Consider the following 19,396-nt stretch of genomic DNA (forward strand, 5'->3'; position numbering starts at 1 on the left):
CCTCCAGGAGGGGACGGACGAGTCGCAACGGAACGGACTGAGCGAGTCGGATCGAACGGCGGACGCGGGCGGTGGGCCCGAACGGAACGGGAACGGGAGGGATCGGGGCGTGAAGCGGACGAGGGCGGACCAGCTTCCCGGCGTGGGAAGGTGGTCCGCCCTCGGCAGTGGAACGTCGGCAGCGGCCGGGTGTCGGCTACTGCGCGACCGGCACGATGTTGACGACCTTGCGGTCGCGGTGCTTGCCGAACTGCACGGTGCCGGCCTGGAGCGCGAACAGCGTGTCGTCGCCGCCGCGGCCCACGCCCTTGCCGGGGTGGAAGTGGGTGCCGCGCTGGCGGACCAGGATCTCACCGGCGTTCACGAGCTGACCGCCGAAGCGCTTCACGCCGAGGTACTGCGGGTTGGAGTCGCGGCCGTTCCGGGTGGACGACGCGCCCTTCTTGTGTGCCATCTGTGCTCAGTCCCTTACTTCGAGGCCGGGGCGGGGATGCCGGTGATCTTCAGCTGGGTGAGCAGCTGGCGATGACCCATCCGCCTGCGGTAACCGGTCTTGTTCTTGAACTTCTGGATCCGGATCTTGTCGCCCTTGTGGTGGTCGACGACCTCGGCCTGGACCTTGACTCCGGCCAGGACCCAGGGGTCGCTGGTGACGGTCTCACCGTCGACGACGAGCAGCGTGGAGAGCTCGACAGTGTCCCCCACCCCGCTGCTCGCCAGCCGGTCGACCTCGATGACGTCGCCCACAGACACCTTCTGCTGACGGCCGCCGGTGCGCACGATCGCGTACACGCGGAACTCTCCTTCACTCGAAACGGACCCCTGATGCCAGCAGCGGGCGGCGAAGCGCCCGGCCTCTCCCGGGCACGAACGAAAGCGAACGTGCGCCACGCGGGAGGTGAGTGCTCAGAGGGTGGCGGGCCAGATGACACGCCGACGGTCAAGAATACGGACGCGCCGACAAGCAGGTCAAATCAGGTGTGGCCTGCCGCCCCGGCCGGGGCGGCAGGCCACACGCGTCACTCGCCGGCCGGGGCCGGGACCGAGGATGCCGGCTGCTCCGCGGCGGAGGCGGTCTTGGCCGCCTTCTTCGCCGTGGTCTTCTTCGCCGTCTTCTTGGCCGCCGTCTTGGTGGCGGCCTTCTTGGTCGCGGCCTTCTTGGCGGTGGTCTTCTTCGCCGCCGTCTTCTTGGCCGTGGCCTTCTTGGCCGCCGTCTTCTTCGTGGCCGTCTTCCGCGCGGCCGTCTTCTTCGCCGGGGCCTCCTCGGCCGGGACCTCCTCGGCCGCCGTGGCCTCGACCGGAGCCTCCTCGACCGCGGGCGCCTCGGCCGCCACCGGTGCCTCGGCCGCCTCGGCCGCGGCGGCCTTCCTGGCCGTGGCCTTCTTCGCCGTCTTCCGCGCCGTGGCCTTCTTGGCCGCGTCCGCGGTCACGACGGTCACCACGGCCTCGGTCGCCCCCTCGGGCGAGCCCGCCGGGGCGGAGGCCCGCCTGACCACCCGGCGCCGCGGCGGCGCCGCGACGGCCTGCTCCGGCGCGGGGGACGCCGGCTCCGGCTCCGCCACGGGCTCCGCGGGCGCGTTCGCCGCGACGACGACCACCGAGGCGTCATCGGCCGCCTTCGGCGCGCCCGCCGGGGCGGACGCCTTCCGGCTGCCGCGGCGCCGCGGCGGCGCGGGCTCCTCCTGCTCCGCGGCGGGCACCGGCTCGGGCTCGGGCTGCCGAACGGGCTCGGGCTCCGGCTGCTCGGCCGCCGCGGGAGCGACCACCGTCACGGCCGCCTCGGCCGCCGCCTTCGGCGGCCCGGCGGGCGCGCTCACCTTGCGGGTGACGCGCCGCCGCCTGCGCGGCCCCTGCGCCTGCTCGGCCGCGGGCTCCACCGGCGCGGGCGCCTGCTCGGCCGCGGGCTCGGCCGGAGCCGCGGGCTCGGCATCCCCGGGCGGCACGACGCGCTCGACCCGTTCGATCGGCTCGTCCTCCCGCGCCGTCTCCGGCGGCACGATCGGCGTCACCGGCTCGCCGTCCACCGGCGCGGGCCCGGCCTGCCGCTCCTCGCCGCCGGTCTCCGCCTGCGGGGCCTCGGCCACCGGCTGCGGCTCCTCGGCCGCCGCCCGGCCGCGCTTGCGGCTCTTCTTGCCGCCCCCGCCGCCCGGCGCGTGCACGTGGTCGGCGTGCACGATGACGCCCCGGCCGTTGCAGTGGACACACGGCTCGGAGAACGACTCAAGCAGCCCCTGCCCGACCCGCTTCCGCGTCATCTGCACGAGACCGAGCGAGGTGACCTCCGCCACCTGGTGCTTCGTCCGGTCCCTGCCGAGGCATTCGAGCAGCCGCCGCAGCACCAGGTCGCGGTTGGACTCCAGCACCATGTCGATGAAGTCGATCACGATGATGCCGCCGAGGTCGCGCAGCCGCAGCTGGCGGACGATCTCCTCGGCCGCCTCCAGGTTGTTCCTGGTGACCGTCTCCTCCAGGTTGCCGCCCTGGCCCGTGAACCGGCCGGTGTTCACGTCGATGACGACCATGGCCTCGGTCCTGTCGATGACCAGGGAACCGCCGCTCGGCAGCCACACCTTGCGGTCCAGGGCCTTCATCAGCTGCTCGTCGATGCGGTACGTCGCGAACACGTCGACCTCGGACGTCCAGCGCTGGAGCCGGTCCTTGAGGTCGGGCGCCACGTGCGCCACGTACCCGTGGATGGTCTCCCACGCCTCGTCGCCGCTGACGATGACCTTCGAGAAGTCCTCGTTGAAGATGTCGCGCACCACGCGGACGGTCATGTCCGGCTCGCCGTACAGCAGCGCGGGCGCGTTGCCCTTCTTGGACTTCTTCTTGATCTCCTCCCACTGCGCCTGGAGCCGTTCGACGTCCCGCGTCAGCTCCTCCTCGCTCGCGCCCTCGGCGGCCGTCCGCACGATGACGCCCGCGTCCTCGGGAACGATCTTCTTGAGCACCTGCTTCAGCCGCGCGCGCTCGGTGTCGGGCAGCTTCCGGCTGATCCCGGTCATCGAGCCCTCGGGCACGTACACCAGGTAGCGGCCCGGGAGTGAGATCTGGCTGGTCAGCCGCGCGCCCTTGTGGCCGATGGGGTCCTTGGTGACCTGGACGAGCACCGGCTGGCCCGACTTCAGGGCGGTCTCGATGCGGCGCGGCCCGTTGCCGAGCCCGAGCGCCTCGAAGTTGACCTCGCCCGCGTACAGCACGGCGTTGCGGCCCTTGCCGATGTCGACGAACGCCGCCTCCATCGACGGCAGGACGTTCTGCACCTTGCCGAGGTAGACGTTGCCGACGTAGGACGCCGACTGCTCCTTGTTCACGAAGTGCTCGACGAGCACGTCGTCCTCAAGAACGGCGATCTGCGTGCGCTCGCCGCTCTGCCGGACGATCATGACCCGCTCGACGGACTCCCGGCGCGCGAGGAACTCCGCCTCGGTGATGATCGGCGCGCGGCGGCGGCCCTGCTCACGGCCCTCGCGCCGGCGCTGCTTCTTCGCCTCAAGACGCGTGGAGCCCTTGATGGACTGCACGCCGTCGGACCCGGCCGCATCGTCGCGCTTGCGGCGCGGCTCGCGGACCTTCACGACCGTGCGCTCCGGATCGTCGCCGTCCGCCGCCTCGCCCGACTCGCCGCTGCGCCGCCTGCGCCGCCGCCTGCGGCGCGAGGAGCCGCCGCTCTCCGCCTCGTCCTCGGCGTCCGCGTCCGGCTCGGCGTCCTCCGCCTCGCCTGCGGGCTCCGCGTCGGCCTCTCCGCCCGCGTCGGCGCCCTCGGGGCCGGCCTCTTCCGCGTCCGCTCCGGTCTCGGCCGAAACGGCGGCCGCGGCCTCGGCCGCGCGCTCCGCGGTCTCGCCGCGCCGGCGCCTGCGGCCACCGCGGCGCCGCCTGCGGGCGGGCCGGTCGGCCTGCGCCTCGTCCTCGTCCGCGGCCTCGTCGGCCTCGTCGGCCCCATCGAGGTTGCGCTCGTCCTCCGCCACGGCCTCGCCCGAGGCCGCGAGGCCCTCCGGCTCCGTGAGCTCGTCCGTCTCGTCGACGTCATCGGCCTCGTCGGCCTCGGCGCCGAGTGCCGCGCTGCGCACCGCCTCCTCGGCGGCCCGCTGGGGTGTCTGGAACATGGGGGCCTGGAACACCGGCGCCCGGAACACCGGGGCCACGGGAACGGAGGGCGGCGACGCCGGCTCCTTCCGCTCCCGCGCCCGCTCCGGCTCCTTCACCGGTTCCTTCACCGGCTCCGGCGCGGCCTGCGCCTCGGGCTCGGCCGCCGCACGCGTCGCACGACGACGACGCCTCGGCGCCGCCACCTCCGACTCACCCTCAGCACCCACCTGCGCCGCCGCAACCGACTCCGGCTCCGACTCCTTCACCGGTTCTTTCACCGGCTCAGGAACGGCCTGCGCCTCGGGCTGCGCCACGGGCTCGGCCGCCGCACGCGTCGCACGACGACGACGCCTCGGCGCCGCCACCTCCGACTCACCCTCAACACCCACCTGCGCCGCAACCGACTCCGGCTCCGGCTCCTTCACCGGCTCAGGAACGGCCTGCGCCTCGGGCTGCGCCACGGGCTCGGCCGCCGCACGCGTCGCACGACGACGACGCCTCGGCGCCGCCACCTCCGACTCACCCTCAGCACCCACCTGCGCCACCGGAACCGACTCCGGCTCCTGCACAGGCTCGGGCGCGGGCGCGGCACGGCGCCGACGCCGGGCCGGGGCCGCCTCCTCCGCCGGCTCGTCGGCCGCCTGCGGCTGCGCGGCCGGCGTCTGGGCCGGCGCGGCAGCCGCGCGGGTCGCGCGGCGCCGCCGCCGGGGCGCGGCGGCCTCCGGCTCCGCCTCCGGGGCCGCGACCTGCGCCTGGGCGGCGGGCTCGGGCACGGCCGCGGGCTCGATCGCCGGCTCGGACGCCGGAACGGGTTCGGACGCGACGCGCGTCACACCACGGCGTTTCCTGGGCGCGGCCTCGATCTCCTGAACGCCTGCCGCGGGTTCCTCCGCCGCCGGGGCGGGCGGGCCCGCCGGGCGAGTCGCGGCGCGCCGGCGGCGCGGCGGCAACGTGGCACTCGGTGTCGTGTCGGTGTGGTCGGTCGTCGAAGCGTTGTTCTTCGTGGTGGTCCGCACGGCGCGCTTGGCACCGTCGGGCCCCACGGATTCGTTGGCCTCTTGCATGCGGGCGGTTCTCCCGTCACGCTCCCGGGCGCCTCACCGCCGAGCGGGCGCCGCTCGAGAGCTGTTCGTATCGCTCGCCGGTTCCGGGCCACTGCGGCCGGCTACGGCGAAAGTCTGCTGGTCGGTGCGTCGCCCGGAACAGCCGGGCCCGAGTGGCTCCCTGGCCCCGGGCCGTTCATCTGCGGCGCAGCAACGGCATCGCTATCCGGCGACCCCCGGCGCCGCCGCGGCCTGCTGCCCGGCGGCCCTGGTCAGGGCGGCCCCGGCAGCGTCGCGGTCGGGCGCGAACGGGTCGGTCACCATGCCTGTCTCCTCATCGAGCGGCCCCTGCGCCAGCCTGGTCACCGCTGCGGGGACCGGCGGCGCCAGGTCGGCCGCAACGCGGAGACCGGACACGACGTCGTCGGGTCGTACGGCGGGGATGAGATGCCGCACTACCAGCCGCAGTATCGCACAAGGACCGGGGCCTGGCCCATGGGACCCACCTGAGGAGTTCCCTTCAGCGGGCTCCGCGGTGAGCTGAGCGGGCTCCGCGGTGAGCGAGACCACCGCGGCACGGGCGTCGAAGGCCCGCAGCCCCTTCTTGGTCTGCCGCCGCACCTCGACGCTGTCGGCGGCCAGGAACGCCGCCACGGCGCGCTCGGCCTCCGCCACCGGGACGCCGTCGAGCCGCAGCTCCCAGTGGGACGCCTGCAACCGCTCCGCGAACTCGGCGGTGCGGGCCTCCACCACGTCGACGATGTCGAGGCCGTCCGGCAGCGAGGCGTCGAGTCGTGCGCTCAGCTCCGCGATGTCACGCCGGTCGGCCAGGGCGATCTCCAGATACTCCGCCTCGCTCGCGGTGCCGGTGGGTGCGGCGTTCGCGTAGGAGACCTTGGGATGGGGGGTGAACCCGGCGGAGTACGCCATGGGCACCGCGGCCCGGCGCAGAGCGCGCTCGAAGGCGCGCTGGAAATCACGGTGGCTGGTGAACCGCAGACGGCCCCGCTTGGTGTACCGCATCCTGACGCGCTGCACCGCGGGAGCGGGCGGTGGCCCTACGGGCTGTCGCTTGCCCAGTGCTCTTCAGTCCCTCGTACGAAACCCAGGGGCCCGGTAACGGGCCGTTGCTTGCTCCCAGGTTACGTGCCGCCCGTGGCTATCCAGTACCGCAGCTTCTCCCCGCGCCGGTCCTCGAAGACCCCGCCGCACGCCTCGATCACCTTGCGTGACGCGACGTTGTCGTGGTCGCACGTCACCAGGACCGGGTCGTGCCCGAGGCCGCGCGCCAGGGGCAGCGACTCCCGCAGCATGGCGGTGGCGTGCCCGCGGCGGCGCGCGGAGGGCCGCACGTCGTAGCCGATGATGCCGCCCCAGTCCAGCAGCCGCTGGGTGAGCCGGTGCCGGATGGAGAGCCGGCCGATGAACGTGTCGCCCGCCACATACCACAGGGTGGTGCTGCGTACGAAGCCCGGCGGCGGCATGACGTCGTCGCGCGCCGCCGCGACGCTCTCCTCGACGTACCGCGCGAAGACGGCCGGGTCCCGCCAGGACGATCCGTAGACGGAGATGTCGCGGCCCAGCATGGAGTTGTCCCGCGGCAGCCCGCGGCCCTCGGCGCGGAACTCCTCGACCGCGTCGAGGAACGAGGCGTGGACGGCTGTGGTGGGAGTGACGAGCGTGGGCACCGCCCCATCCTGCGCCGCGCCCACCGCCCCGGCAACCCCGGCCCCGCCGGTCACGCGCCCCCGCCCCTCGCCCCCGTTCCGCACCCGCCGGCCCGGGGCCCGTGCTCGCCCCCGCGCGCACGCCTCCGTTCTCGCGGACACGCGACGGCTCGACGGGCCGTGCGCCGGCCGGCCGCCCGCCGTCTCCTTCCGGCCGGTGTTCTCCGGGTGAATTTCACCCACCCGTCCCGTGCCGGCCGACCGCACGCAGCAGGGCCGACGGCGTGTGCTTTTCCGCGGCACTTTCCCGAGCGACCGTGCGCGCGTTTCGTCGCGGCGCCTTCGGCAAACGCGACCATTCAGCGGAATCCGACGTCCGTCCGGGCGTCCACGGCCTCCCCAGTTCCTTGTCCGCCGAGGTGATAACAAGGGCAACGCGCTATTCCGCGCGACCGTATTCCCCCACCTGAAAGGGATCGCTCATGGCGGAGCCGATCTCCAAACTCGACCCGAACGGCAAGGCGTCCGTTCTCAGCTACAACGTGCCCGAGCCCACCTCGTACAGCGGGCGGAACATCATCGCCCTGGATGTGGACGACCCAGCGAACTGGTTCGTGCCCGAGGCGTTCAAGGCTCCCTCCCGCACGCCCGCGCAGGCACTGGCACAGGTCACACCCACTGATGTGGCCAGGCTGCTGCGGACCGGAGACCTCAAGACCTTCCCCGGGATCAAGGACCCCGCGGCGACCTACGCGGGGCTCTTCTCCACGCAGAGCGCGGTCGCAGAAAGCGCCGGCGCGCTCGACACGGCGACCACGAGTGTGCTGGCCAAGGCGCTGCGCGTGGGCCGGGCGACTCCCGATCTCCAGCCCGTGGTGTCGGGAGAGGCGCCGTACGATCCCGGAAGCGACGGCTCCCTCGACCGCGGGTCGGCGGAATCCCTGGCCGCGGCGGACACCCCGGCCGGCACCGCGATCACGCACCTGCCCCCCGCGGTGCGCGGCGCGGTGCTCTCCCACGCCGCGGTGGGCAGTCAGCGGACGCAGCCGGACATCACCGATCTGGACGCCGGGCACGTGGCCGAGATGCTCAGCTCAGGCCGGCGCCTGAGCATGCGCCGCACCCTCTGGGGCGACTACGGGTTCCACTTCCTGCCCGACCCCTTCCCGACGTCTTCCGGCTCCGGCGAACTTCCCCCGGGAAAGCCGCAGATGGCACTGGTGGAGACGTACCGGTTCTCGTCGTTCCTCGGCCAGTACGGGGCCGGCCGCACCATCAAGACGTTCAGCCTCCTGCCGGGCGAGAAGACGACCATCAGCGTCAAGACCTACCGGAGAACCGAGACCGAGAGCAAAGCGGCGTCCAGCGTGCTCGACTCGTTCTCCGAAACCAGCGCCGACGACTTCGAGCAGACCGTGCAGCAGGAGAACTCGGACAAGCAGGCCAACCAGAAAAGCCTCGAATGGCACGTCGAGGCGGAGGCCGAGGGTTCCTGGGGATTCGCCAGCGCCAAGGTCAGCGGCGGCGTGAAAGGCGCCACGGCGGCGCAGCGCGAACAATTCTCGAAGAACATGAGCAACGCGGTCAGCAAACACGCGGCCAAGGCATCGGCCAAGCGCGACGTCCAGGTGAACACCTCGGAGGAGGTGAAAACGGTGAGCGGTGAGGAGACCGCGATCACCAGGGAGTTGCAGAACATCAACGTCGCGCGCACCTTGAACTTCGCGTTCCGTCAGATGAACCAGGAGCACATCACGATCCTGCACCTGGTCGACGTGCGCATCGGGTTCTGGAACGGCTACAGCGAGTCCACCCGGGAGGTCCCCCTGTCGGGCCTCGACTCCCTGCTCGCCGCCTACGTCAAACCGGAGCGCCAGCAGGAGATGCGCAAGATCATCCTCGACCAGCTCTCCGCGATCTACGACTACAAGGACAACCTGGTCCAGCCGTCGATGGTGGAGGAGCGGCAGGTCGGTCCGAACGACCGCTACCTGCGCTGGCGGAAGACGACATCCACCTACACGGACGAGACCGGCAACGTCATCACGGTGCCGGGCGTCATCATGAGCGCCGACAAGATCGTCATGCGCACCGACGGCGTCATCGTCGACGCCGTCCTCGGCCAGGGCGAGGCCCTCGACTCCTACTCCGGCGCCCTCCAGAGCCAGGCGGTGCGCCAGCGGAACCTGGACAACGACCGTGAGGCCCTCGGCCAGAAGATCGTCAGCGACCAGGACACCGTCAAGGCCAGGCTGTACAAAGACGTCTTCCCCAACTCCGTCGCGCTGCCCGGCAAGATCTCGGTCTCGTCCTCGGACAGCGGCGTCACCGTCTCCTCCACGTCCGGCGCCGGGGCCACCGCCGCCCAGGTCGCCGGCGACGGCCACGGCTCATGACCGAGCCCGCCCTGGGGACCGCCATGCTCACGGGCGGAGCGCTGGCGAACGGCCCGCGGCTGCTCGCTCCCGGAGCACTGGCCAACTCCGGCGTCGCGGCCCCGAACAGCGGCCCCCCGGTCCTCGTCATCGAGCAGCCGGGCGCCGGGGCCCCGCCGTTCGTGATCGACGCCACTCCCCGGATGCCCTCGGTCGTGTGCCGGGCACGCGTCACCGGGATCGTGCCCGACCCCACGCCGACGACGGCGTTCGACTGGCTCATCGAGATCATCGAACCGCAGCGACGAGGCACCTGCGCGAGCGCGGGGGTCCTGTGCGGCTACCAGGAGTACGGTCGCGCCGTCGTCGGGGGCTCGTGGCAGCCGGGGCTGGCGGAGATCCGCGGCGGCGAGGCACGGATCAGGGCCTCCGCGACCGTGGGCGGAACGCGCGTCGAAGCCGAGACCCGGGTGACCATCATCGGAACGAACCCCTCCCGCGCGGCGGTGCGCGCGCTGTGCGGCGGAGCGGCCACCGACATCGCGCGCATCGCCTGCCACGAGAGCGGGATGGAGCAGTTCGGCGGCAACGGGTTCCCGAAACTCGGCCCAGGCGGTGACACCGGGATCATGCAGCTGTGCAACCCGGCGGCCAGCTGCGACGAGCGGTGGAACTGGAAGGCGAATGTCGACAGGGGCATCGCCCTGTTCAACCAGCACAAGGGGGCGGCGCGCCAGCACCTGAACGCCCACACCATCGACGGGAAATGGCCCAACGACAAGGGGATGACGAAGGAGCAGATGCTCCAGAGGGAGGCGATCAAACGGTTCAACGGAGGGCAGTACTGGACCTGGGACGCGACGAACAGCATGTGGCTGGCCCAGCCGCCGGGTGACTACACCGACAAGGTGCTGGCGGCGTCCTGCCCGTGACCGTTCGCGAACCGGCGCGCGACGGACGGCGCACATGGCTGCCGCGCCGTTGCCCTCGCCGCCGGGTTCGCCCCGCCGCTGACGCCCGCGCCGCGCCGACGAGCGGCCTCACCGACCGGTCACGCGCCCCCCGCCCCGCGCCCGCCGGCCGGCCAGCGCGGGTGGAGGCGGTCGATGACGAAGTCGTGGCTGTGCCGGAAGCCGGAGGCCGTGGCACGCGCCGCGGCCAGGTGCGGGTGGCCGGGCGGCAGGGCGTCGTGGTGGTGGTCGAGCCGCACCGGGTCGCGGGCGGGCCAGATCAGCGCGGCGCCTCCCGCGCCCGCCAGGGCCAGGGCGGCCAGTGCCCCGTGCGCGACGTCCGTTCCCGCCGAGGCGGCGAGCCAGCCGGCCGCCGGGTAGGTGAGCAGCCAGCAGCCGTGCGAGAGGGAGAACTGGGCGGCGAACGCGGCCGGCAGGTCCTCGGAGGCCGTGGAGCGGCGGACCAGCCGGCCCACGGGCGTGAGCACGGCGGAGCAGCCCGCGCCGAGGGCGGCCCACGCGGTGAGGAGGGCGGGCCACGCCGCTCCGGCCGTGTCCGCGAGGCCGTGGGCGGTGAGGACGGCGGGCAGCGCGAACGCCCCGGCCAGCATCACCGAGCGGTCGCGGACGCGTTCCAGCAGGCCGGGCAGCAGCAGCGCGGAGACCATGGACCCGACCCCGTAGGCACCCAGTGCCAGCGAGACGTCTCCGGCGCCGCGTCCCAGGTGGTCGCGGACCAGGACGACGGTGTTGACGACGACCGTCGCGCCCGCCGCCGCGACGGCGAGGTCGAGGCCGAGCAGCGCACGCAGCCGCGGGGTGGCGAGGAACAGCCGAACGCCGGACGGGGCGCCGCGCCGCCTGCCGTCCGCGCCGCGCCGCCTGCCGTCCGCGCCGTCCGGCGCCGGTTGCCCGGGCAGCACGCAGGCCGCCACCAGTGCCGCTGAGCCAAGGAACCCCGCCGCGGTCCCGGCGAACAGCCAGGTGTAGGAGACGAACGACAGCAGAACGGCGGCCAGCGCCGGGCTGAGCACGGCCTCCAGGTCGTAGGCCAGCCGGGACAGCGACAGGGCCCGGGTGTAGTCGCGTTCCTCGGGCAGCAGCGCGGGGATGACGGCCTGGAACGCCGGGGTGAAGGCCGCCGAGGCCGCCTGGAGCAGCAGGATGAGGACGTAGACCTGCCAGACCTGGGTGACGAACGGCAGGACCAGGGCGACGGCGGCCCGAACGGCGTCCATGGCCACCAGCAGCGAACGCCGCGGCACGCGCGCGGCCACCGCGCCGATGACCGGGGGCACGGCCACGTAGGCGAGCATTTTGACGGCCAGCGCGGTGCCCAGCACGGCGGAGGCGTCGGGGCCCGCGAGGTCGTAGGCCAGAAGGCTCAGCGCCACCGTCGCCAGCCCGGTGCCGAGCAGGGCGACGGCCTGGGCGGCGAACAGGCGGCGGTAGGTGCGGTGGCGCAGCACGGACAGCACGGGCGCACCCCTCGGCCGGCGGTACGGGTCCCCTCAACATACCCAATATGTGCGCACGCGCATACATGAATGGTGCGACTGCCCCGGGCGCTACGATGACGGCATGGCGGCAGGCAAACCACACGCAGTTGCGGGCGAGGCGCACCTGCACGCCCCCGACCAGGAGCAGCTGCGCACCGCCGCCTCGGTCTTCGCGCTCCTGGCCGATCCGACCAGACTGCACCTGCTGTGGCTCCTCGCCCGGGGCGAGGCGGACGTCACCGCGCTCACCGCCGCGAGCGGAGCCCCCCGCCCCGCCGTCAGCCAGCACCTGGCCAAGCTGCGGCTGGCCGGACTGGTCCACGCGCGCAGGGAGGGGCGGCGCGCGGTGTACGCCCTGCGCGACGGCCACCTGCGCCGACTGGTCACCGAGGCGCTCAGCCACGCCGACCACCAGGTCACAGGCGAGCCCTGGCACCCCTGAACCGGCCGCCGGGCGCCGCCGGTTCAGGGCGCGGCGGCCGGGTCCTCCCGTGGCGCGGCGGCCGGGCCCCTGGCGTCGGTGACGCCCAGGCGCAGGTGCTCGACGTGGTACAGCGCCTGGTCGAGCAGGGCGGCGACGTGGTCGTCGTGCAGCGCGTAGAGGATCGAACGGCCCTGGCGCGTTCCGGTGATCAGGCCCAGGTTGCGCAGCAGCCGCAACTGGTGGGAGCAGGCCGACTGCTCCATGCCCACCGCGGTCGCCAACTCCGTGGCCGCGCAGGGGCCTTCGCGCAGGCGGGCCAGGATCAGGAGGCGTGAGGGCGTGGACAGCGCCTGAAGCGTGGTGGCGACCTGGGGCGCGTTCTCGGGGGTCAGCCGGGCGCGCGGCCGCGCGCCGTCGTCGGGATACCTCGCTCCATGCCCCATGGAGCCATCCTACGGACGCCAAAGCATGAATAGACGTTCAACTATTCATGCATAATGGTCGCGTCGGAACTCCGCCGCGCGAAAGGTCCGTTCACCCATGGCCTTCACCCTGGACCAGACCGCCCCGCCCCCACCCCCCGTCGCCGCCCCGACCTTCCGGCGCACGCGCGTGCTCGACGTGCCGGAGGCGCGGTGGGCACTGACCGCACTGGCGCTGTTCCTCGCCGCACTGCCGCTCGACCTGCTCGGCGCCCCGGCGTGGACGTGGGGGCCGCTGTTCGCCGCCGTCTACGTCACCGGCGGCTGGGAGCCGGGATGGGCGGGCCTGCGCGCCCTCAAGGACAGAACACTCGACGTGGACCTGCTCATGGTCGTCGCCGCCCTCGGAGCGGCGGCCATCGGGCAGGTACTCGACGGCGCCCTCCTGATCGTCATCTTCGCCACCTCGGGCGCCCTTGAGGCCATCGCCACCGCCCGCACCGCCGACTCGGTGCGCGGCCTGCTCGACCTGGCACCGCCGACGGCCGTGCGCATCGGCGATGACGGCACCGAGGAGACGGTGACCACCGACAGCCTCAGGGTCGGCGACACCATCCTGGTCCGGCCGGGAGAACGGATCGGCGCCGACGGCAGCGTCCTGGACGGCGCGAGCGAGGTCGACCAGGCGACCATCACGGGCGAACCCCTGCCCGTGGCCAAACACCCGGGGGACGACGTCTTCGCCGGCACCCTCAACGGCACCGGGGTGCTGCGCGTCGCCGTCGGGCGGGACCCGTCGGAGACGGTCATCGCCCAGATCGTGCGGATGGTGCGGGAGGCGTCGGCGACCAAGGCCCCGACGCAGCTGTTCATCGAGAAGGTGGAACAGCGCTACTCGATCGGGATGGTGGCCGCCACCCTGGCGCTGTTCTTCGTGCCGCTGGCCTTCGGCGCCGCCACGCAGCCGACACTGCTGCGGGCCATGACGTTCATGATCGTCGCCTCGCCGTGCGCGGTGCTGCTCGCCACCATGCCCCCGCTGCTGTCCGCCATCGCCAACGCCGGACGGCACGGGGTGCTCGTCAAGTCGGCCGTGGTCATGGAACGCCTGGGCCACGTCGACGCCGTCGCCCTGGACAAGACCGGCACCCTGACCGAAGGCACCCCGCACGTCACCGACATCCGCCCGCTGGCCGACTCGGGCCTGAACGCCGAGGCCCTGCTGACCCTGGCCGCCGCGGTCGAGCACCCCAGCGAACACCCCCTCGCGCGCGCCGTCGTGGACGCCGCCCGCACCCGCGACCTGCGCGTCCCCCCGGTCCGCGACTTCGCCTCCACCCCGGGCTCCGGCGTGCGGGGCAGCGTCGACGGCCGCACCGTCGCGGTCGGCAGCCCGGCCCGCCTCCTCCACGGCCGCGCCGGGCACCCGGCCGCCGCGGAGGCCGCACGGCTGGAGCGAGAAGGCCGCACCGTGGTCCTCGTCGAGGTGGACGGCACCCCGGCCGGAACGCTCGTCCTCGCCGACCGGCTCAGGCCCGACGCCCCGGCCACCGTCGCGGCGCTGGCCGCCCTGACCGGCACCACCCCCGTCCTGCTCACCGGCGACAACCCGCGCGCCGCCGCCCGCCTCGCCGCCGACGTCGGCATCACCGACGTCCGCGCCGGACTGCTGCCGCGGGACAAGGCGGACGCCGTCAAGGAGCTCGAACGGTCAGGCGCCGCAACCCTCGTCGTCGGCGACGGCGTCAACGACGCCCCGGCGCTGGCGTCCGCCCACACCGGCATCGCCATGGGCCGCACCGGCTCCGACCTCGCACTTGAGACCGCGGACGCCGTCGTCGTCCGCGACGAACTCGGCGCCGTCCCCACCCTCGTGGCCCTCTCCCGCCGGGCCCGCCGCCTCGTCGTCCAGAACCTCGTCATCGCGGGCGCGTTCATCACCGGCCTGGTCGTCTGGGACCTGGTCGGCCACCTGCCGCTGCCGCTCGGCGTCGCGGGACACGAGGGCTCCACCCTGCTCGTCGCGCTCAACGGCCTCCGCCTGCTCACCGACAGCGCCTGGCAACGCGCCCACGCCGAGGCGCACGGATGAGCCCGCGCCCGAACGCCGGTCCGCCGTCACGCCCGCCGCCGCCGGGCGGGACAGGGCAGGTCGCAGGGCTTTTCCGATCGCGTCCGTCGTCAGCGGTGCCGCTCCCAGTAGGCCGCGAACGGAACGGCGTGGGCGAGCGCCCGTTCCCGGTATGTCTGGTACTCCGACAGCCGGTCCGCAGGAAGCAGTTCACACCCGACGAACCGTCCGCCGGGAGTGTAGTGCATGCGGTACACGTCGCGATCGTCGAAAAGCCAGAAGTCGTGATCGGGGAGTCCGCTCACCTCCCGCTCGGCGAGATCGACGATGCCGATGGATTCACCTGCCCGTTCGTTGCCCGGATACGCCGCCAGCTCATACCGGAGATAGTCGGTCAGTGGCGAGCGCAGCACGTGGACACGCGAGACGGTCTTGCCCCGGCTCGTCATCGAGCGGACCCAGGGATTGTCATCCCATTCCGGCCCCATGTCCTCCCCCGCGAGGAACCGCGCGATCTCCTCCCGTTCCTCCTCGACGTCGTACACGGCCAGCGTCTCCAACCGGAACGCGGCCCGTTCGAACGTCTCGAAGAGGCGACCGAACTCCTCAGCGCCGAGCACGGAAATCCCCCTTCAGCACGGCGGCCGGAACCATGACGGCCGCCTCGCCCTCGGGCGTGCCGAGCCGCGCCAGCACTTCCGGATCGGTGACCACATGGCCCTGCACCACGTAGTCCTTGCCATCGGCGGTGCCCCACAAAGCAGGGCACGCTCCGTTCTTGCACTCCGGATCGCCCGACAGCTTGCGCAGCGATGTCCCCACGGCTTCTCCTGACCTCGACCACTCACATCCCACTCGATGCTCGCGCCTCCCGGACAGCCGGAGCAAGGGATACACGTTTCCGAACGGGGAAGTGGCCCGCACGGCCAAAGCCGTTGCTCGACACCCCGGCCGCGCACCGCGCGCGGCTACTTCTTGACCGTGAGCGGGAGCAGCTTCCTACCGGTGGGGCTGGATTTGGATATCCATATTGAATTACAAAGACACGGAGCCAAATCCATCACGTAGTGTCCAGCGACGTGAAGACGTACGACGTAGAGGCCGAGTGGACTGCCTCAGACCTGGCCCTGCTTGAGGAGCTGAAGAGGGCGGAGGCCCTACTCCCCGAAGACGCTCCCCGAGCCCTGCTCTCCGTCCGCCTGTCTGTACTGACGGACGACACTACGTCGCCGGTGCGACAGGAGCTCGACCTCCGCCTGCTGGCAAGAGACAAGGGGTACCGCGTCGTCGGTGTCGCTTCGGATCTCAACGTGTCGGCAACGAAGGTCCCGCCGTGGAAGCGGAAGTCTCTCGGCGAGTGGCTCAACAACCGAGCCCCCGAGTTCGACGCTCTTCTTTTCTGGAAGCTCGACCGCTTCATCCGTCGCGTGACGGATCTCTCGACCATGATCGAGTGGTGCGAGCGGTACGGGAAGAATCTGGTCTCGAAGAACGACGCGATCGACCTCGGTACGACTGTCGGCCGGATCATGGTCACGCTCATCGGTGGCATCGCTGAGATCGAGGCAGCGAACACGTCTACCCGTGTGACGTCACTGTGGGACTACACACGGACTCAGGACGCATGGCTCGTCGGTAAGCCTGCGTACGGCTACGTCACGACGAGGATCAACGGAAAGCCTGCCCTTGCCATCGAGCCCGACGCGCACAAAGCGCTGCACTGGGCTCGCCGCATGGCTCTGCGAGGAGTGTCCGCCCGTCGCATGGTTATGTGCATTGTCCGCTCTGGACTCATGTCCGCCGGGCTCACCCCGTCAACTCTGCTCCGTCGCCTTCGAAACCCGGCGCTCATGGGGTACAGGGTCGAAGAGAACAAGCAGGGCGGGAAACGGCGGAGCAGGATCGTCCTCGGCAACGACGGCAAGCCGATACGGGTCGCTGCCCCGATCTTCGCCGAGGATGAGTTCGAGACCCTTCAAGCGGCACTCGACCGCCGAAGCAAGAACCAGCCTGCCCGGCAGACAGGCGGAGCCACACAGTTCCTCGGCGTGCTGATCTGCGTCGCCTGCTCAACCAACATGACTGTGCAGAAGACGAGCCACAAGGGACGGGACTACGCGTACTTGCGGTGCGGTAACTGCAAGAGCGGGGGGCTCGGTGCCCCCGACCCCCAGGGCGTCTACGACGTACTGGTGAGCGATGTCCTTCGAGTCCTCGGGGGCTTCCCCGTACAGGTTCGGGAGTACGCACGAGGAGCCGAAGCCCGCGCCGAGGTGAAACGCCTCGAAGAGGCCATCGCCTACTACATGACCGAGCTCGAACCGGGAGGCCGCCACACGAAGACGCGGTTCACGCGGGAGCAGGCGGAAAAGGCGCTCGACGGGCTCACGGACGAACTGAACGCCATCGACCCCGAGACCACACAGGACCGGTGGACTCTCGTCCACAACGGAAAGACGTTCCGCGAAGTGTGGGAAGAGGGCGGCATGGAAGCCATGGCGGAGGACCTGCGCCGAGTCGGCATCACATGCGAGGTGACCAGGAGAAAGATCAAGGGAGTGCGCGCTCCGTCCGTGCACCTGCGGCTGAAGATCCCTCGCGATGTGCGCGAGCGCCTCGTCATCAAGAACGACGACTTCGCCGCCGAACTCTGAACGAGTGAGAGGCGCCGGACTGTCACTGTCCGAACGCCTCTCATCGGTCACACCCACTCAATCGATGAGACGATGCTCTCGGCTCGCCGGGGGGCGGGCAGCGGCGTGCGCCGCACCTTACGGGGCGCTTTCTCACGCCCCTTCGCACCCAGCGTGCGAAGCATCTCGGCACGCTCCGCCTCGGTCAGACCAGCAAGTGTCTCAGCCACCTGCCGGACCGTATCGCCGCTGGTCACGAGGAATTCTTGACCGTCAGCGGCAGTAGCTTCTTACCGCTCTCGCTCAGTTGTGGCCACGTATCAAACTGAGGACACACCCCGCAATCAAAGCAGGGAGTCCACCGGCAGTCCTCGACCTCGACCTCGTCGAGGGCGTCCTGCCAGTCCTCCCACAGCCAGTCCTTGTCGAGCCCCGAGTCCAGGTGGTCCCAGGGCAGGACCTCCTCGTACTCGCGTTCGCGCGTGGTGTACCACGCGACGTCGACGCCCTGCGGGGGCAGCGTCTCCTCGGCGCAGCGCATCCACTGGTCGTAGGAGAAGAACTCCCGCCACCCGTCGAACCTGCCGCCCGCCTCGTACACCGCCCGGATCACCGCGCCGACGCGCCGGTCGCCGCGCGACAGCAGCCCTTCGACGACGCCCGGCTTGCCGTCGTGGTACCGGAAGCCGATGGAGCGGCCGTACCGCTTGTCGGCGCGGATCGCGTCGCGGAGCTTGGCCAGCCTGGCGTCGGTCTCGGGGGCCGACAGCTGCGGGGCCCACTGGAACGGCGTGTGCGGCTTGGGCACGAAGCCGCCGATGGAGACGGTGCAGCGGATGTCGTTGGAGCCCGAGACCTCGCGGCCCTTCGCGATGACCCGGGTGGCCATCTCCGCGATCTGGAGCACGTCCTCGTCGGTCTCGGTGGGCAGGCCGCACATGAAGTACAGCTTCACCTGCCGCCAGCCGTTGCCGTAGGCGGTGGCGACCGTGCGGATCAGGTCCTCCTCGGACACCATCTTGTTGATGACCTTGCGGATGCGTTCGCTGCCGCCCTCGGGGGCGAACGTGAGGCCGGAGCGCCGCCCGTTGCGCGTCAGCTCGTTGGCGAGGTCGATGTTGAACGCGTCCACCCGCGTCGAGGGCAGCGAGAGACCGATCTTGTCCTCTTCGTACCGGTCCGCGAGCCCCTTGGCGACATCGGCGATCTCACTGTGGTCGGCCGACGACAGCGAGAGCAGGCCGACCTCTTCGAAGCCCGTCGCCTTCAGGCCCTTCTCGACCATGTCGCCGATGCCGGTGATCGAACGTTCGCGCACCGGACGCGTGATCATCCCGGCCTGGCAGAACCGGCAGCCCCTGGTGCAGCCGCGGAAGATCTCCACCGACATCCGCTCGTGCACGCTCTCGGCGAGCGGGACCAGCGGCTGCTTCGGGTAGGGCCACTCGTCGAGGTCCATGACCGTGTGCTTCGCGACCCGCCACGGCACACCCGGGCGGTTGGGCACGACCCGGGCGATCCGGCCGTCGGGCAGGTACTCGACGTCGTAGAAGCCCGGCACGTAGACGCCGCCGCTCCGCGCCAGGCGCAGCAGCAGCTCCTCCCGGCCGCCCGGGCGGCCCTCGGCCTTCCAGGCCCGCACGACGCGGGTGATGTCGAGCACGGCCTGCTCGCCGTCGCCGATGACCGCGCAGTCGATGAACTCGGCGACGGGCTCGGGGTTGAACGCCGCGTGCCCGCCCGCGACCACCACCGGGTGGTCCTCGGTGCGGTCCCGCGCGGCGAGCGGCACGCCCGCCAGGTCGAGGGCGGTCAGGAGGTTGGTGTAGCCGAGCTCGGTGGCGAACGAGACGCCGAGCAGGTCGAACGCGCCCACCGGCCGGTGGGCGTCGACCGTGAACTGCGGGACGCCGTGCTCGCGCATCAGCGCTTCGAGGTCGGGCCACACGCTGTAGGTGCGCTCGGCGAGGACGCCCTCCTGCTCGTTCAGCACCTCGTAGAGGATCATGACGCCCTGGTTGGGCAGCCCGACCTCGTACGCGTCCGGGTACATCAGCGCCCAGCGGACGTCGCAGGCGTCCCAGTCCTTGGCGGTGGAGTTGAGTTCACCGCCGACGTACTGGATCGGCTTCTGGACGTGCGGCAGGAGGGCCTCCAGGCGCGGGAAGACCGACTCGACAGGCATGGGATTCGTGTCCTTCGGACAGGGCGAGCAGGGTGCGG

At 71.9% G+C, this 19,396-nt stretch carries 15 protein-coding genes; 5 read left to right on the plus strand and 10 right to left on the minus strand.

Going from position 1 to position 19,396, the window contains the following annotated elements; genetic code table 11:
- Positions 1-196 precede the first annotated feature (196 nt).
- The 5 genes from rpmA to LC193_RS08845 all read right to left on the minus strand — a co-directional run bounded on the left by rpmA (position 197) and on the right by LC193_RS08845 (position 6,820).
- Positions 197-454 (minus strand): 50S ribosomal protein L27, encoded by a 258-nt coding sequence (rpmA, locus tag LC193_RS08825; RefSeq protein WP_086160543.1) that lies wholly within the window; start codon positions 452-454, stop codon positions 197-199.
- A 14-nt stretch (positions 455-468) separates the two neighbouring features.
- The gene (gene rplU, locus LC193_RS08830; protein WP_086160542.1) at positions 469-792 is read right to left on the minus strand and encodes a 50S ribosomal protein L21; all 324 of its coding nucleotides are present in this window, start codon (positions 790-792) and stop codon (positions 469-471) included.
- A 227-nt stretch (positions 793-1,019) separates the two neighbouring features.
- A complete protein-coding gene (locus tag LC193_RS08835; protein ID WP_226073119.1) occupies positions 1,020-5,153 on the minus strand; it encodes an Rne/Rng family ribonuclease in 4,134 nt (1,377 codons plus the stop codon).
- Between the two features lie 201 nt (positions 5,154-5,354).
- On the minus strand, positions 5,355-6,170 hold the full coding sequence (locus LC193_RS08840) for a TIGR03936 family radical SAM-associated protein (protein ID WP_226073120.1): 816 nt from the start codon (positions 6,168-6,170) through the stop codon (positions 5,355-5,357).
- A gap of 104 nt (positions 6,171-6,274) precedes the next feature.
- Positions 6,275-6,820, minus strand: coding sequence for a GNAT family N-acetyltransferase (locus tag LC193_RS08845; RefSeq protein WP_176582954.1), 546 nt, complete (start codon positions 6,818-6,820; stop codon positions 6,275-6,277).
- A 461-nt stretch (positions 6,821-7,281) separates the two neighbouring features.
- Here LC193_RS08845 and LC193_RS08850 point away from each other — a divergent pair, with 461 nt between their 5' ends.
- Together LC193_RS08850 and LC193_RS08855 are read left to right on the plus strand one after the other, a co-directional pair.
- Positions 7,282-9,195 (plus strand): hypothetical protein, encoded by a 1,914-nt coding sequence (locus LC193_RS08850; RefSeq protein WP_226073121.1) that lies wholly within the window; start codon positions 7,282-7,284, stop codon positions 9,193-9,195.
- Positions 9,192-10,106, plus strand: coding sequence for a hypothetical protein (locus LC193_RS08855; protein ID WP_226073123.1), 915 nt, complete (start codon positions 9,192-9,194; stop codon positions 10,104-10,106). Before LC193_RS08850 ends, LC193_RS08855 begins: the two co-directional genes overlap by 4 nt.
- Before the next feature lie 119 nt (positions 10,107-10,225).
- Here LC193_RS08855 and LC193_RS08860 read toward each other — a convergent pair whose 3' ends face one another.
- Entirely contained in the window at positions 10,226-11,602 is a 1,377-nt protein-coding gene (locus tag LC193_RS08860; protein WP_226073125.1) for an MFS transporter, read from the minus strand.
- A 103-nt stretch (positions 11,603-11,705) separates the two neighbouring features.
- Between LC193_RS08860 and LC193_RS08865 the strand changes: the two genes are divergently transcribed.
- Positions 11,706-12,065, plus strand: coding sequence for an ArsR/SmtB family transcription factor (locus LC193_RS08865; protein ID WP_226073126.1), 360 nt, complete (start codon positions 11,706-11,708; stop codon positions 12,063-12,065).
- Positions 12,066-12,088: 23 nt separating this feature from the next.
- Here LC193_RS08865 and LC193_RS08870 read toward each other — a convergent pair whose 3' ends face one another.
- The gene (locus LC193_RS08870) at positions 12,089-12,490 is read right to left on the minus strand and encodes an ArsR/SmtB family transcription factor (RefSeq protein WP_226073127.1); all 402 of its coding nucleotides are present in this window, start codon (positions 12,488-12,490) and stop codon (positions 12,089-12,091) included.
- A 97-nt stretch (positions 12,491-12,587) separates the two neighbouring features.
- Between LC193_RS08870 and LC193_RS08875 the strand changes: the two genes are divergently transcribed.
- Positions 12,588-14,561, plus strand: coding sequence for a heavy metal translocating P-type ATPase (locus LC193_RS08875; protein ID WP_226073128.1), 1,974 nt, complete (start codon positions 12,588-12,590; stop codon positions 14,559-14,561).
- 89 nt (positions 14,562-14,650) lie between these two features.
- Here LC193_RS08875 and LC193_RS08880 read toward each other — a convergent pair whose 3' ends face one another.
- Together LC193_RS08880 and LC193_RS08885 are read right to left on the minus strand one after the other, a co-directional pair.
- On the minus strand, positions 14,651-15,160 hold the full coding sequence (locus LC193_RS08880; protein ID WP_226073129.1) for a DUF6879 family protein: 510 nt from the start codon (positions 15,158-15,160) through the stop codon (positions 14,651-14,653).
- Positions 15,147-15,362, minus strand: coding sequence for a hypothetical protein (locus LC193_RS08885; RefSeq protein WP_226073130.1), 216 nt, complete (start codon positions 15,360-15,362; stop codon positions 15,147-15,149). The genes LC193_RS08880 and LC193_RS08885 overlap by 14 nt, the downstream gene beginning before the upstream one ends.
- A 257-nt stretch (positions 15,363-15,619) precedes the next feature.
- Between LC193_RS08885 and LC193_RS08890 the strand changes: the two genes are divergently transcribed.
- The gene (locus LC193_RS08890; protein WP_226073131.1) at positions 15,620-17,194 is read left to right on the plus strand and encodes a recombinase family protein; all 1,575 of its coding nucleotides are present in this window, start codon (positions 15,620-15,622) and stop codon (positions 17,192-17,194) included.
- A gap of 232 nt (positions 17,195-17,426) precedes the next feature.
- Here LC193_RS08890 and LC193_RS08895 read toward each other — a convergent pair whose 3' ends face one another.
- Positions 17,427-19,358, minus strand: a complete 1,932-nt coding sequence (locus LC193_RS08895; RefSeq protein WP_226073132.1) for a TIGR03960 family B12-binding radical SAM protein — start codon at positions 19,356-19,358, stop codon at positions 17,427-17,429.
- Positions 19,359-19,396: the final 38 nt, after the last annotated feature.

Origin of the sequence: Streptomyces marincola (assembly GCF_020410765.1) — a bacterium.
Taxonomy (GTDB): Bacteria; Actinomycetota; Actinomycetes; order Streptomycetales; family Streptomycetaceae; genus Streptomyces; species Streptomyces marincola.

Bases quoted from the DNA above. Each gene is read 5' to 3' on its own strand.
- rpmA (WP_086160543.1), bottom strand. From the start codon at position 454: ATGGCACACAAGAAGGGCGCGTCGTCCACCCGGAACGGCCGCGACTCC.
- LC193_RS08835 (WP_226073119.1), bottom strand. From the start codon at position 5,153: ATGCAAGAGGCCAACGAATCCGTGGGGCCCGACGGTGCCAAGCGCGCC.
- LC193_RS08850 (WP_226073121.1), top strand. From the start codon at position 7,282: ATGGCGGAGCCGATCTCCAAACTCGACCCGAACGGCAAGGCGTCCGTT.
- LC193_RS08855 (WP_226073123.1), top strand. From the start codon at position 9,192: ATGACCGAGCCCGCCCTGGGGACCGCCATGCTCACGGGCGGAGCGCTG.
- LC193_RS08865 (WP_226073126.1), top strand. From the start codon at position 11,706: ATGGCGGCAGGCAAACCACACGCAGTTGCGGGCGAGGCGCACCTGCAC.
- LC193_RS08870 (WP_226073127.1), bottom strand. From the start codon at position 12,490: ATGGGGCATGGAGCGAGGTATCCCGACGACGGCGCGCGGCCGCGCGCC.
- LC193_RS08875 (WP_226073128.1), top strand. From the start codon at position 12,588: ATGGCCTTCACCCTGGACCAGACCGCCCCGCCCCCACCCCCCGTCGCC.
- LC193_RS08895 (WP_226073132.1), bottom strand. From the start codon at position 19,358: ATGCCTGTCGAGTCGGTCTTCCCGCGCCTGGAGGCCCTCCTGCCGCAC.